General features: G+C 46.1%; 14 protein-coding genes. 13 read left to right on the plus strand and 1 reads right to left on the minus strand.

Translation table 11 applies throughout. The features are described 5' to 3' along the window. Positions 1-18: 18 nt before the first annotated feature. Entirely contained in the window at positions 19-342 is a 324-nt protein-coding gene (locus tag IPN95_12580; GenBank protein ID MBK9450220.1) for a hypothetical protein, read from the minus strand. A 7-nt stretch (positions 343-349) separates the two neighbouring features. Between IPN95_12580 and IPN95_12585 the strand changes: the two genes are divergently transcribed. The 13 genes from IPN95_12585 to IPN95_12645 all read left to right on the plus strand — a co-directional run bounded on the left by IPN95_12585 (position 350) and on the right by IPN95_12645 (position 13,934). After that, positions 350-2,299 carry a hypothetical protein gene (locus tag IPN95_12585; protein MBK9450221.1) on the plus strand — a complete coding sequence of 650 codons (1,950 nt, stop codon included), beginning with the start codon at positions 350-352 and terminating at the stop codon, positions 2,297-2,299. 92 nt (positions 2,300-2,391) lie between these two features. Beyond that, complete coding sequence (locus IPN95_12590) at positions 2,392-2,982, plus strand: hypothetical protein (protein ID MBK9450222.1); 591 nt, start codon at positions 2,392-2,394, stop codon at positions 2,980-2,982. Between the two features lie 200 nt (positions 2,983-3,182). Beyond that, positions 3,183-3,833 carry a hypothetical protein gene (locus tag IPN95_12595; GenBank protein MBK9450223.1) on the plus strand — a complete coding sequence of 217 codons (651 nt, stop codon included), beginning with the start codon at positions 3,183-3,185 and terminating at the stop codon, positions 3,831-3,833. A gap of 488 nt (positions 3,834-4,321) precedes the next feature. Further along, on the plus strand, positions 4,322-5,374 hold the full coding sequence (locus tag IPN95_12600) for a hypothetical protein (GenBank protein MBK9450224.1): 1,053 nt from the start codon (positions 4,322-4,324) through the stop codon (positions 5,372-5,374). Between the two features lie 373 nt (positions 5,375-5,747). Next, the gene (locus tag IPN95_12605) at positions 5,748-6,158 is read left to right on the plus strand and encodes a hypothetical protein (protein ID MBK9450225.1); all 411 of its coding nucleotides are present in this window, start codon (positions 5,748-5,750) and stop codon (positions 6,156-6,158) included. A 176-nt stretch (positions 6,159-6,334) separates the two neighbouring features. Further along, on the plus strand, positions 6,335-8,230 hold the full coding sequence (locus tag IPN95_12610; GenBank protein MBK9450226.1) for a peptidoglycan-binding protein: 1,896 nt from the start codon (positions 6,335-6,337) through the stop codon (positions 8,228-8,230). Continuing rightward, complete coding sequence (locus IPN95_12615) at positions 8,190-8,714, plus strand: hypothetical protein (protein MBK9450227.1); 525 nt, start codon at positions 8,190-8,192, stop codon at positions 8,712-8,714. The genes IPN95_12610 and IPN95_12615 overlap by 41 nt, the downstream gene beginning before the upstream one ends. Positions 8,715-9,186: 472 nt before the next feature. Then, complete coding sequence (locus IPN95_12620) at positions 9,187-9,927, plus strand: hypothetical protein (GenBank protein ID MBK9450228.1); 741 nt, start codon at positions 9,187-9,189, stop codon at positions 9,925-9,927. A 730-nt stretch (positions 9,928-10,657) separates the two neighbouring features. Next, positions 10,658-10,882 (plus strand): hypothetical protein, encoded by a 225-nt coding sequence (locus IPN95_12625; protein ID MBK9450229.1) that lies wholly within the window; start codon positions 10,658-10,660, stop codon positions 10,880-10,882. Positions 10,883-10,947: 65 nt separating this feature from the next. Then, positions 10,948-11,247 carry a hypothetical protein gene (locus IPN95_12630; GenBank protein ID MBK9450230.1) on the plus strand — a complete coding sequence of 100 codons (300 nt, stop codon included), beginning with the start codon at positions 10,948-10,950 and terminating at the stop codon, positions 11,245-11,247. Continuing rightward, positions 11,244-11,498 carry a hypothetical protein gene (locus IPN95_12635; protein MBK9450231.1) on the plus strand — a complete coding sequence of 85 codons (255 nt, stop codon included), beginning with the start codon at positions 11,244-11,246 and terminating at the stop codon, positions 11,496-11,498. Before IPN95_12630 ends, IPN95_12635 begins: the two co-directional genes overlap by 4 nt. A gap of 41 nt (positions 11,499-11,539) precedes the next feature. Next, positions 11,540-12,304 carry a T9SS type A sorting domain-containing protein gene (locus IPN95_12640; protein ID MBK9450232.1) on the plus strand — a complete coding sequence of 255 codons (765 nt, stop codon included), beginning with the start codon at positions 11,540-11,542 and terminating at the stop codon, positions 12,302-12,304. A 424-nt stretch (positions 12,305-12,728) separates the two neighbouring features. Beyond that, positions 12,729-13,934, plus strand: a complete 1,206-nt coding sequence (locus IPN95_12645; GenBank protein MBK9450233.1) for a hypothetical protein — start codon at positions 12,729-12,731, stop codon at positions 13,932-13,934. Positions 13,935-14,147 lie beyond the last annotated feature (213 nt).

A 14,147-nucleotide genomic window follows, 5' to 3' on the forward strand; every position in this document is an offset into this window, starting at 1 on the left:
GAAAGAAGATCCGATGAACTATGAGACCTTCTTCGGACAAACCAAAGCAGAAATGAGTCGCTCCTGGCGGCGAAGAAATCGTGTGCGGTATGCTTTCCTACTGCAGGTGATCAAGGCTTTGGAGTCTGGAAAGGCCGTTGCCATGTCTGGGCAGGCCAACCTTCCGAGACCAGTAGCAACTCCTGTGGCCAAGAGCCCTGCATTCGCAGAAGGCGATAGGATACTTGCCACCGCAGAAACCGCAGGTGCAAGCCTTGAAACTGCCAAGGCACAAGATCCCACCACAAACGAATCCGGTGCTTCGGCCTCCGAGAAGCTTGTGAGAGGCGATTTGGATTCCATTGTCCCTTTGGCAGATTTATTCAAGGAAATCGGAAATGAAAAAGGGTTACCACCCGCGCTATTGGCGGCCATCGCTAGCCGGGAAACCAGTATCGGAAAAAAACTGAATGCCAACGATTGTACCCCTGATGGCAAACACACTGGAGTGATGGGCATCAACGACCAAGTCCATCCATCACCGGGAAATGAAGACCAAAGGTCCAACATTGTGCGTGCTGCTTCTATACTCGTGAACCTGCGCGCAGAAATCCAAGCAAAATTTCCAGCTTGGTCGCCCGCTTACCAGTTGCTAGGTGCAGTTACGGCCTACAATCAATCGGCGGGATTTGTAGCAAAGTGGGATGGGAAAGCCATCGAAGGAGACGATTTTGCTTCCGATACCTGGGCAAGGGCAAGGTACCTTGCAGCCCTCAAAATGTTTAGTGGCTTGGATCCGATTCCGGTGATCGATTCCAAGGACAAAGGAAAGGAAACAACCGATCCTGCGATACGACCAGCCGTGAAAAAAGGGCGGCTGATTGCCCAAAGTGTCGGCAGGGGCGGCATCAATCATCCAGACGATGTGCAGGCAGTTTTGCAACGGTTGTTAGAACTAGATGTGATCAGTCAGCAAGAAGCCGGCATTCAAACCGAATCGGCTGTTGGGGAATACGTGGAGCGGTATCAAAATCTGATATTCAACAAAGGTGCCGATGGATTGATGGAGCCGGGTAAGCTCACCGAAACAAAATTGATCAATGGAGAGCGCAACAAGCCAACTCCAACCAAAAAGCAGCCTTCTGAACCCAAGGGAGGACCCAAAGGGGATAAAAATCCACCCAAACGGAAAGAAAAGAACCCCAAGGCTGGTTCAAAACCCGAAGTTCCCGATTACAAATCCATTGCCGAACGTGTCAACCACGAAATGGTTGGCGGCTTTTTCTGGGGTGCTGGAACGGATGAAACCGGGATTAGCATCGCCCTCAGTGAGCTCCATCGAGACGCAACCCATATCAAAGAATTCAAAGCCGTTTACCAAACAATGTATGGAAGGGACCTCGTTGAGCATATCGACAGCGAGGTGGACAATTATTTCCTATTCGTCTATCATGGTCAGCTTGATGAAATCATGAGCTGGTTGACGCCGAAGGCGGACTTTGCTCCAGCAGATAAGAAGAAGGTTGATGGAAAAGGCGATCCAATCAGCGCTTGGCTTGGAAAAGTGGTACAAGAAGGTTCGGTTGGTGAAACCAATAAGCAATATGCTGAGTTAATTTTGGAGGCTGAGGAGCTAGGGCTTGTGACGTTTAGTGATGAGGGAATGGATACAAACGAGTTCGAGAGTGGCAAAGGCGGTTGCGAAGATACGTTTATGAAAATCAAGGAAGGAAAGCCAATTGGCAATGGCAAAAAGAATAAGAAGGGGCAAGACTATTTTTACCCAGAAACGGAAGCAATGCCGATTTTGCCAGTACTCCATTCAACAATACAAGGCATGGTGAGTGATTGGAATGATGGCGGACGTGTAGGAGCAGCGACAAACTTGAAATTGGGCAGTTTTATGGTTTGGAACGATAACGGTAGTGAAACTGGTGTAATTCGCCATAGTAATCATGGAATAAAAGCAAGGGCAATTGACATTAATATGGATACCAAGGGCAATGACTTTTCCCAACCGGAAGCAGTAGACCTCGTATTGAACGTATTGAAAAATGCACCTGTTGGCTCCTACGAATTGGGTATGCCAAGGCAAGGTCTTTTTTTCGATGCTTCAGATTTCGGTTCAGGCAATCCAACAAAGGCAATTGACGGCAGTCATGCCTATACAAAATTGAAAAGTGATGAACTTCGGACGCAAATCGAAACCATGCTTAATGATGGTTACGTTTTAAAAGTAATGGTAGATGCGCCCAATCACTTACATTTTTCCGTTGGCTCAGGCGGTTCCAACTATCTCACGAAAGCCGATATCCCATGAAAATCCCAATCTTCGCAGCCTGCATTTTCATCTACACGATCTCACTTCCAAGCTGTCGCAGCAGTGATGTTAGTCGATTATCTCGGTCTCTGATGGACTCTACATTTACCGAAATCCACTTCGTACCCGAGACAGAGGAAAACCTACTAGCAAACGGTGGGCTACTAGATTCTGATACCTTGCCGAGAGCGTTGGAGGTGCAACTCAAAATCGGCACTTACAGCCATAGACGACACATAAGCTACAAATTTGATTTAACCGTCGACGGTTGGGAGGCGTGGGTCTGCCTCGATGGCCCAGGTGAAGCTTCCTATCAATACCGTTACCTCTTGATTCCGTTTCATCCCGAAAATGAGAAATTCGGAGAAGTGCTCTATGTGGCATATAACAGTGAAGAGTGTTACACCGAGAATACGGAATCTTGGGTTTTTGATTTGGAAGGTAGAAAAGAAATTGTTACAAAAGAATTGGTTTATCAACTCCCTGGCGGGCTCGATGACTGTGAGACTGCAACAATTCCGATAATTGAAACCACGGTTTTCCACTTCGTGAATGGTAAGTTTGAGCAGGGACAAACAGAAGACCCAACCAATATTCATAAAAAAATGTATTCAATACCCTCCATGATTCAGCGCTACAAAGAGGCAGGATTTGAAGCGATGATTCCAGCGGGTTGGGAATGAAGGTCTTTTTTGAGAACGGTGTTAGCTTTGTCGCCGTTGATGCTGCGTGATATATGGAAAGGAAGGATTTAAACGGAACAAAATCTAAGACGATACTTTTTTCAGCCTTGCAAAGAAGTCAAGTACTGTTTCGATTTGGCTTTCTGATTTTGTCCCTCCTTACCACGCATTGTCGGCCGATTGGAGAACAGGATCGGACTGTGGACCCGAACAAAGGCAGCGATTTGCCTATCAGCCAAGACTCAAGGAATGAAAAAAGGATTGTTTCATTTGCTGCCTTTCTTGCCTATTTTCAGGATGATTTGCCGCTTGAATCTTGGCCTGATGGCGCACAGCGCCCCTTGGTGTTGGAAAATGATTTTTGGTACATGGACAGTATTCATCTGGAAAGCGTATTGAAACAGACATTCAGGAAACTTCCAGAAGGCGCGTTGCATTTCATTCCGACCGAGAAGATTGAACAACCTGATGAATATTCCGAAGTGATCAAAGAGCCCTATCTTTCGTTCGACTTCTATGCCTATGCCAAATTAAAACGAGGCTCCTATTGGCTCGTTTCGATCTTCGCTAGAAAAAAAGAACGGGAGGATCAGTACTACCATGTACATCCATTTTTCCTGGTAACGTATTCCGAATCAGGTCAAGATTTGGACAGTTTTATTTGGTGGAGGATCATTGATGATGATATTCAAACCTGCGGATCTGGTGCAGGTGCGAAGGATACCTTGTACATCGGGGGTAAATTTCGAATGGAGAACGATACCTTGAGTGAAATCTTCCAAAAAACCGTAATCACCCCCAAAGGCAAGTTCAAAACGGTATTCTCCAATTACCCGAAGAGCAATTTTTGATTATCTTTCAATGGAATGAGAACGGTAAATGCTATGAAATCCGGTGGCGCCAACTTGCTCTCTAAAGCTGATATTCAATGAAATTCCCAATCTTCGTAGCGTGCATTTTGATCTCCACGATCTCACTTACAAGTTGTCGCCGCCTCGTTTCTTGGAAAGGAATTCTGAAAGCTCTTAGCTTTAACCACAAGACAAAACACGAACCCGTCACCAAACAGGTCGAAATCGACGGTTACAAGCTTTTCACATTTCTGAAAACGCCCATTCATCAAAAATTCACGGTCCACCCCATACAAAATTTGTTTTTCTACCAGCAAATCACCAACTTAGTGCCAACACTTAGCCCGATTCGGTATCACCACCGAAATTTTGTTCTTTCCATTGACCAAACAGCCCAATGTCACGCCACTTTTGAATCTATTCAAATCTGTCAAAACCAACGCTGATGGTCGCTTCAATCCATTTTTAAACCCAAAAAGCAACAGCTCATGGCCACACAAGAACACATGAATGCCCAAGCCCCCGCATCCAAACAACTTGAATCTGAAGGAACTAGTTTCATGTCCCCACCACAATTTAGCCTCACCGCTGGTGGCGCGGACGGTGGAGACCCCAAAAAGGGTAAACTAGAGGCCCCACATCACCATGGGTTTGAAGGTACGCCTTACGAAAAAGACGTTGCGACTTGGCCCGGTGAGGTGGTCATGATTCATAGCCCCTGTTATTCGCAAGAAATTGAAGCCTTGGCAATGTCGGCGCAGGGGCATTCGGAGCAGTATGAAAGTGCATCCGCCGAGATGACCGCCAAGATCGAGGAATGCAAGGGACGAAAGTTTCAAAATGCAGCTGGTCAGGAAAACACGTGGGCAGACAGCAAGCTCAACGGCACGGTCAGGATGAATTCGGAGAATTGGGCTGCCACCTCCAACGGCAAAACGGGTTGGCCAAAACTCGTGATCCTGACTTTTTGGAACGATCCAAGCAATCCTGAGTCAGGGGGATACAACTATTCGCATATTTTGTTTTTCCCTTTTGAGGAATTGGTCCCTCGGGTAATCGCCGATCAGTTGCCGGGTGGAATGATCTTGTGTGGCGACGGAGGGGGAGGAAGGAAGGACATTCTCGGCCACAAGGCAAAAACCGCCGAAATCAATGAATGGATGCCGATACTTGCCGATCTGTTGGGTAAATTGGCAGGAATGGCCCCGAATCCAAAAGCACTGAGCAAGGAATTGCCCGAATTGCTTCAAAAGCTGCAAAAACTGGCTGAAGATGCCGAGCGTATCACGTCCAAGGCCCGCGAGATGAACAAGGCCAACAACGAAAACGAAGCAGAGAAGTCGGCCGAGAAGAAATTTGACCATGAAAAGTATGTGGAGATCAATGGGGAAAAGTTGGAGCGGACGAAGACGTACATCGTGGAGTTTGATCTGCATGGCGAGCATCATTCCGGAGAGCGAACCCCAGCATACTTTTTGGAAAGGTACGGAGTGGAATATGAGCTTGGCAATTGCCGTAATTTGATTTTTATCGCATTATGAACAGTATTTTCCACAGGTTTTGGGCTACTGTGACCTGCTTGGCTTGCTTTCAGCTTGGTTGCAATACCTCCTTTGATGACAAAAAAGCCATTCAGGAGGCTAAGGTCGCAATTGAAATCGGGGAATTCGAAACGGCAATTCAGAATCTCACCATTGTATTGGAGCACCAACCGAAGAATGCTGAAGCACTTGAACTTCGAGCGGAGTGCCTTTCAAAGCGAATCGAACAGAAGAGGAGATTTCCGATTTTAAAACTCTCCTCAGTTTGGAAGGCATTGGGTGCGAGAAACGAAGGGAATATGCAAATCGGATTGTTAACGAATATGACTTCTTGTTGCGGGATGATTCGGCTATTCGTTACCAATTGTTGGTGATGGAAATTCAGAAGGATTGTCCGCGCAAGGCGTTTTCTAGAAAAAACGGCTTTCACATTCTCTCCAACCTCTACCATCGCTCCGGCCAATACCCCCAAGCCCTCGCCACCAACGACAGCGCCATTGCCTACGGTGACACGTCTTCGTTCATCAACATGATTCGTGCTTCGATCTTTGCCGAGATGGGCAACCTTGACTCGGCGATTTACTATCAGAGCAAGGCCATTGAACGTGCCAAAATGGACAACCGGCCGTATTTCGGGGATTATGACACGCGTGCGAACCTCTATCAAGAAAAAGGGGACCTCCCAAATGCCTGCGCCGATTGGCAAATGGCTTTGGAACTTGGCTCCACGGCGGCTCAGTCTAAACTGGATAGCTTTTGTCCGGGACAAATCGGCGATCGGTGAGGGGTAGAAATGAAATGCTCATTCTCCTCAGTTTCATCGGCTCGGAAATGCTTAAACATATCATGTACTTGCTAAGATTTTTGAAAAGTTTATACTACTTGACTAGTAATCAGTTTTATAACCTTAGTTTTTGTTTCAAAATAGTGTACTTTAGAAGAATTTTCAACTAGACAAAAATGACTCCTGAAACCAAAAAAACTGCGACCAAGGAAACATCCGGTCTCAACAACGAATTCTCAGAACAAGAACAGTCGATGACCAATTCGGCGATGCCACCTGCTTTTTCACTCAAGGCAAGTAATGCGGCAAGCAACCCTGGAAATAGCAAGGAAACCAAAGAAAAGGTTGAAAAAAAGGCCACCATCCAAGTAGACGGCGTGCCGGAGGAACTGGTGGTGACTTTGGAGAAATGGGAGGGAATTAAATATGAATCATATCCAGACAATGGCCATGTGAGTGGTGGCATGGGGCACCTATTGGACTCAAAGGAGGAACTAGAAAAATATCCCATTGGCACAGCTATTCCTAAGGCTGTGGTGGAATCTTGGGCAAAGAAAGATGTTGGCGAGGCATGGGAAGCCGCGAAAAAGCAAGCGGCTATGCTGGGTGTTGACAGTCAGGATTTTAAAATTGCACTTGGAAGCATGTGTTTCCAAAACGGTGTAGCTTGGAACACGGAGCATGTGAGGACTTGGGAGTTGATGATGGCTCATCGATGGGAGGATGCAGCCGTTGAGGCAGAAGACAGTGAATGGTTTTTGCAGACTCCGGCTCGGGTATTTGAATTCCAGACAGCCCTTCGCAAATTGGAGGTGGGAACTCACGACAGTCACTTAGCTGAAGCATTTACCAGAAAGGTTGCCGAAGGCAAGGACTTGGCGGCAAAGAAGCAATCTCGCGGAAAACCCCAAGAGGCAGGCAATTCCAAATCGGCAACGACAGCAATGCCAGTAGGAAAAGAGGGCATAAAACAAGTTCAAGTCAAGCTCAAGGAACTTGGACTTTATGATGGCAAGGTCGACGGAATAGCTACAAGCAGCAAAGGCGAAAGCAACACCACGAAAGGAATCAAGAAGTTTCAAGAATCCAAAAAACTACCTGTGACAGGTGAGGTGGATGCCAAGACTTGGGAGGCGCTTTCTGGAATGGAGGATAAACGATCAATTTTTGAAAAGTTCGTGAATGGACTTGAGCGTTCTCAAAAAGAAAAATCGTCAACGCCGAAGCAGGAAAGTGGTTGGGGATCAAATCCTAAATCCGAAACCAAGAAACCAACTCCGGACAAGGGATGGGGGAGTGAGCAAAAAGGGAAACAAGAACCTTTCAACGGGGCTGGTAATTTTGTCGATGATAAGTATTGGCGCTCACAGCTAAGGAAAGGAGACGTGAAGGCAGTCAATATTGGTGACACCAACTGCCGTTTGGTTGCCACTGAAATGTTGCTTATTTATCTCAAGGGGGAAAAGCCGGAAATGATCGAGAAGCTAGGACTCTCAAACACTGGCGATCTCAAGGCAGATGTGGGTAGTATGGCGGTAGTTCCATCTGACAAAGAGGCAAATTTTCTGTCTATTTTAGAAGAGGACAAGACGCATAAAAGTGAGACGCATGAAGAGAAAAACTACAATCCTGACGAATGGTATGTCGGAGGTGACCAGACCTCAAAGGCAATTGCCTACATAGAGTCCTATCTCAGCCAAAATGTCCCTGTCTTGGTTGGGGTGGATCATACTTACAATCGTGATCTCAGTACAAAAATCTCATCTAAAAACGGCAATGGCTATAATGAGGGAACGACTGACCATTTCATTACTTTGACTGGCATCGGGATGGATCCTAAGCGAGGCAAATATTACTCCTTCTGCGATCCAGGTCGATCCACCAAGGCCGCAGGTTCGGGTTCAAGTTTGCAAAACCGACTATTCGACCAGGGAGGCGGGGCATTCAAAGCATCTGGTACTGGAAGTAGCAATGCACAGACTTATCATTTGTCGATGGTAGTCTTATTCCCAAGCGATCGCGCAAAATTTAATGCGGAAAGGCAAGAGAACAGAAAAAAATGGATCGATTAATCTTTTTCCTATGAAAACATATTCATTCTTGTTGATTTCCATCGCCATCCTTCTAGGCGCTTGCAGTAAACAGATTGCTCAGCCTGCCGATTCTCCGAAAAGTCAGGAAGGAGTGCCGCCGGACAAGGAGAGCCAAGGGTTGAACATCTCGGATTTTGTTCCATGTACGGATTGCGAATTCGATGGGGAACTGGTAAACCCCTTGCCAGAAGGTTGGTCTGATACCGAAAAGGAATTGTATCGTGTCACGATTGACTTTTGGGAACAAACTACAAGTTTTTTGTTCAACGCAGAAATGATTGAGCTGTATAAATCGGAAGGGGTAGGAGCTTGCCGTGACCGATTTGTCAAGGTCCTTAGAGGAGATTTGAAAAACTCCGGCAATACGGTCGCAAGTGAGGATCCGGTCAAAACCTTTGGCTGGAGAAATCGTTTTCAAGAATCAGCAATCGGGCAAATTGAATCCTCGAACCATGTACGGTAGAAGGATCCGTACCAATGTCAGGACGAATCCTACGATAAGTGGGAAAGAGAGGTTTACAAGTGCCTAGACATCCTTTTTCACGCTGGTGTTCCCGTATGTTTTTATATCGAGCGACCTATCCTTCATGATTCACAGTCTGCAGTAGTGAGGCTCAGACTCTACGACATGGTTGATTCCGAAGGGGGGCCGCACATGGCTTCGGGACATTTTCTTCACTTTGATAAGGTAGATGGGGTTTGGCTATTTTCAATGAGAGGAGACAAGTAGTTGTATCCTTGGGTATTCGAAGCCAATGCCCAATTAGTCCGTTTTGGCGTGAGCCAATTTGGAGACCATTTTTGCTTAGGAAACCAATCTGGAGCTTGGAAAAACGAAGAATATCCTATCAGCACAGCGTTGATTTACAACGGTGGTCGCAGCCGGTTTGCAACGGAAATCGGGGAGAATCAGAATTGAATTCGAATAGAATAACATGAAGATTAAATTTGCAGTGCTCGTTTGGGCTTTGATCATGGTTGGGTGCAATGCCCCAAATGTAACGGACGGACAAATGGCGAATGCGCAGGATTCTCTCAATCCGAAGGATTTTGCTGTTTATCAAGGTTTTGACGTAGAGGGCTATTACGGCAAAATTCAAACGATTGGTTGTTCCCCGGTGCAGTTGGAAGTGCAAAGGGCGGCTTTGGACTTTTGGTTTGAAACGAGTGCCAACTTGCTCAATGAACCGAGGTTCTTCAGTATTTATGCCTTTCAGGGTGTGAATGCCTACAGGGATACGCTAGGAGCCTACTTTGCAGGAAGATTTGCACCTGCGTCAGAGCAGTATGACTACTACTGGATGGGTCGTTATACTGATCGTGCCAAGAAGGAAATCCTTGGCGAGGTTCCATGCGAGGTAGTCACGCCCGAAAAGTGTAAGGACTTTGGCAATTATTATCACCTCAAGAATGAAGACCAGCAAATCTGCGACAAATGGCGGAATGCAGCCAAAACCTGCTTAGACGTTTGGTTCCATTGCCCTGGTGCGACTTACTTCGAATCTGGTGTACCTGTAATGGATGGAGAGGCGGCAATGGTTCCGCTGCAGTTGTATCAGGCGACCTATGATAGCAATGGTATCGTCACGCGTTTTGACAAATGTCGTTTGGTCAACCTCAGCTTTGTATTGGTCAAGGAGGAATGGATGTTTGACCATCGCGAATTTCTGGATTGACTGTTGGCAAATGGTAGGAACACAGTATGGAAATCCTGGATTCGGAGTGTCAAGCAAGCCCGCGGACCAGAGAATGGGTTTAGTTCTGCCTCCCGGTCGGATTCGATTCCAGCGGTAGAGGCAAATGATTTCATTGGAAACCTAATGTCCTTTGAAGTGTATCGTGATCGTTACCATGAAAGAACTACATGTTTCATCGAATGCCTTGCTATTGCAAGTAATTTCGACCTTTGGATACCTTGGAATTTTTGCTCTTTTGCAAGTGAACAGCGGTGGAACGCGGGGCCCCAGCAGCCCAAGTCAAATTGGATAACTTTCACCCAACGGCTCAGTGGCCCGATGGATACCGTCGAGGGCGCCTCCCGAATGTTCCGCTTAAGGAAGGCCGTTTTCACACATATATATAAGGTGTCGGTTGCTTCAGAGAGAAATTATAAAAATGAGCCTACTTTTTGGCGGGAAAAGCGCGGCAAGTGCTTCAAAATCCCTTGATTCAACATGTCCAATGGCTGCACAGGCGCAGGTTTTTCGGTTGGCAACGAAATTTTCACGCTGCCATGTAAGCAATCCACCAAAAATTCAGATGGGTAGGTTCCTTCTTTCGTGAGAACTGTTATCTTTGCCTTGTTGCGGGTGTTATGCCCACAGCTGTCTATGGTCAGTTTTTCAGGGTAGTCAAGGCGGCTTGCCGCGAGAAGAGAATAAAACTTAACGTACTATGTTTTTGAACATGAGAAAATCGATTACACTTCTTTTGCTGTTGCTGGGTTTTGGAATGGGCGCTTCCGCGGTGAAGGGGCAGGTGTGGAGTATCGCACTTACGGAGGTAATGTATCGTTCGCCAGCCGTTCCCGATTCTTTGGAGTTTATCGAGATCGTAACATTAGAGCTTTTTCAAGAGTTTGAATCAGTATTCTTTTACTGCTGGAGTTGTGTTTTCAATTTCCGAACGTAATCTTCCCCCGGAAAGTTTGCCATTGTTGCAAAGATACGGTGGCCTTCAAAAACGTTTTTGGTCCGATGCCCTTTCTGTTCCAATGGGATTCTGGTGATTTGGATGATGCCGGTGAATTAGTGGAATTAAGACAAGATTTTCGACAGTTACTCAATTTACTTATTCCCCAAATGCACCATGGCCAACACAAGGAAATGGGCAGGGATACTCCATCAATTATTGCGACCAAACCATTCTTCAAGACTATGGACCTGCGTGGGAACCTGCTGGAACTCCAACGGGAATCTTTATCGGAGGACAGCAAATTTTTGCAAATCCTGGTTCATGCTGCGCCCAAACGGATAATACACCTCCAACGGTATTGAATTATTCTTTTGACGGCTCCAACATCGGCATCAAATTCAGTGAACCGATTGGTTATGAGTTCCATGGTGCAGGTATCACTAGCTATTACTACACGGGATTGCCGCTTGGAAACTCAACTTTGATCCCTCCGAATGATTCCTTTACGATACAGCTTGCGGCACCGGTTGCTCAAGGACATATTGACACGCTCCATATTGGAGCGGTTCAAGACACAGCTTGCAATGCAATGGCCCAATTGATATTGTTCTAACCTACAATACCTTAAGCGATCCACTAGAGGTATCTGAGATTATGTATGATGGGCTATCTGGAAGTATTGTTGGAATCGATAGCATGCTCTTTGTAGAATTTGTCAATCCAGGCCCATCTAGTCGCCCGATTGGTGGCTTGCATGTAACTGGTCAAATTGACGTTGTGCTTCCTGAACTAACACTAGCAGTCGGCGAACGTATCGTTTTGGCAAGGTTTCCCGAGTTGATTGAGCGCTTCTTTCAAATCGACGGTAACGTCTTTTTCTGGAACGCAGGGTCAATCAACGATGCGACTGGCCATTTCCGTTTGACAAATACCGCAGGTGTAATAATAGATTCACTTACATTTTCTAATTTGAGTCCTTGGCCCACTGGCGCTAACGCAACAGGTAGGAGCATAGTTGTTTGCGACCCATCCCAGGATAACAGTATCGGAAGCAACTGGGTAGAAAGTTCCACCATTATAGATTCTGTTGGTATATGGTATGGAGCAAACATCCCTGGGCCAATTTGGGCAAGCCCTGGACGAGCCAATTGCCGTTTGGTTGCAGTCGACAATGCTGAGGTGATAGCTACCAAGATTTATCCGAATCCTTTCTATTCCACTTTTGAGATTGAGACGAAGTCAACGGGTTTGGTTTCGGCCTTGATTACCGATGCAATGGGTCGAAATATCAAAATAGCATCCCTGGTCGACGGTTATGCCAAAGTGGATCTCGCTTCACAGCCGCCGGGTATCTACTTCGTAAGCCTTATCGACCAAGATGGTAGGGTCCTCAATGTAAAGAAGCTGATCCATTATTAACCGCACAGGTTAGGGAGAATGCAAGGGTCTGTTTGATAGGGACTTGCATTCTCTTTTTTATAAATCCCGATCCTAACGGAGGACGCTTCAGGTATTGGAGGTTGAAAGTTAAGCACCATCTTTAAGATTTTTTAAGACCACTGGCTTTCGTTAGGTTTAAAAACAATTGGAAGGATCTTCACTTCCGACACCATTCTGCTGAACTTGTTGACTGGGTCTGAGAGGGATAAATCGGGGATATCACTCCGAGGATGCCTCAACAATCCTGTTTTAGGTGGTCTACCTCATTCGACTAGGTTAGCCTTTAAAGGAGTACCCATCGAATCCTATAGATTGAGCTCAGGTAATTCTCTGCATGAAAAATCGCCCGTAATTCGTAGGAACATGTTTTGGAAAATAGGCGACAAAGTTGCTATCTTGTAAGTTGAAAAATGAGTCAGAAAAATTGGCATGTGCTATGTTAAGAATCGGCAATATAGATAGGCTGGGATCTCGGAGAAGTGTTGGCTTTGCCTTGCTAATGTTTTGTATTCTAGATATTTCTTATGGCCTAAAGGCTCAACTGCCTGGAAACGTAACCATTTCTAACATTACCAACTGGCTGAAACCAGAGTCAGCAAGCTGTTTACTCGAAGGATGTAACGTGACAAGCATCACCTCTGTGTTGCCAGTGGCTACGGAAAGGGATGGCACTTCAGGAATCAACGGCCCTGGTACTGTCACCTTTCGAAATGGAATTTTGAACTTCAATCCATCTATTCGAACAAGAAATAACGATTGGGTTGGGATCCAAAGAAACACAGCGGCACCGAAGATCCAAAATAGCTTCACCAGCTTCGTTGTTTTCAATACGGCCGTTTTGGATAGTCAACCAGGTCAGTGGTTTCAAGGTCGTTCCTTGATTGGTGCAGAACACGATGGAGATCAGAACGACTTTGGCGTAACCTTTGCAAATGGGAAGTTGAAGTATGCCCACGAGGACAACAGTGATGTTTATTCCATGCAACCTCAATCAATATATGCGGATGGCAAAAACCATCTCTTGACTATTTATCATGAAAAGGGTACTGCGGCGGGTGACTCTACCGTAATGTACCTTGATGGTAGGCTGATTGCAGCAGATGATATGCTCGATGATGCAATGAGTATGGACTCCATTTTTTTCGGGAGTAACCTTGGTCATACAGCGGGAATGGCATTGGATGCTGACTTTGGGGATATCCTTTTTTACGATGCGAAGGTTGCTGGTTTCAATCGCGACCGTATCGAGACCTATCTAGCCCTGAAGTATGGAATCACCCTTGGTCACCACTACAAGTTGCTTGCTGGGGCTGGCAATATCAATCTTTATGCCATTGACCCAATCTTCCAGCAAGGAATAATTGGAGTTGGCAAATGCAGCGCGACTTTGTTGGACCAAAGAGTATCTGAGTCCGTAAGCACTCCTGGTTTGAAGCTATTCTATGGATCTCAAGTCCCAGTCCTTATCGCCGCCATACAGCAACAACAAACTAGCTTTCCGGTCATTGCAACAGACAACGTTTTCAAATTGTTGGCCATGATGGGGGTGGTGTCACTTTTCCCAGCCCTTCAATGGCGTGCCAAACTAACGTTTGGGAAGAACATTTAAGGTAGCCGATTCCAACGCAGGGACGGTCACACTTTTCTTCCCCCTTCAACTTTCACAGGCTTAGGAAATATCACAACTCCCGGACCATACTATCTAGTCTACGGGAAAGATCCGCAGTTTGGGATCGGTGAAACATTTGTGCCATTAATTCCGAGGACAGGTTTGTCAAACGATTACTATGTTCACATCGATTTCCCCAACAACGACTCGACA

The sequence above is a fragment of the Bacteroidota bacterium genome, assembly GCA_016718825.1.
In the GTDB taxonomy this organism is placed as follows: Bacteria; Bacteroidota; Bacteroidia; order J057; family JADKCL01; genus JADKCL01.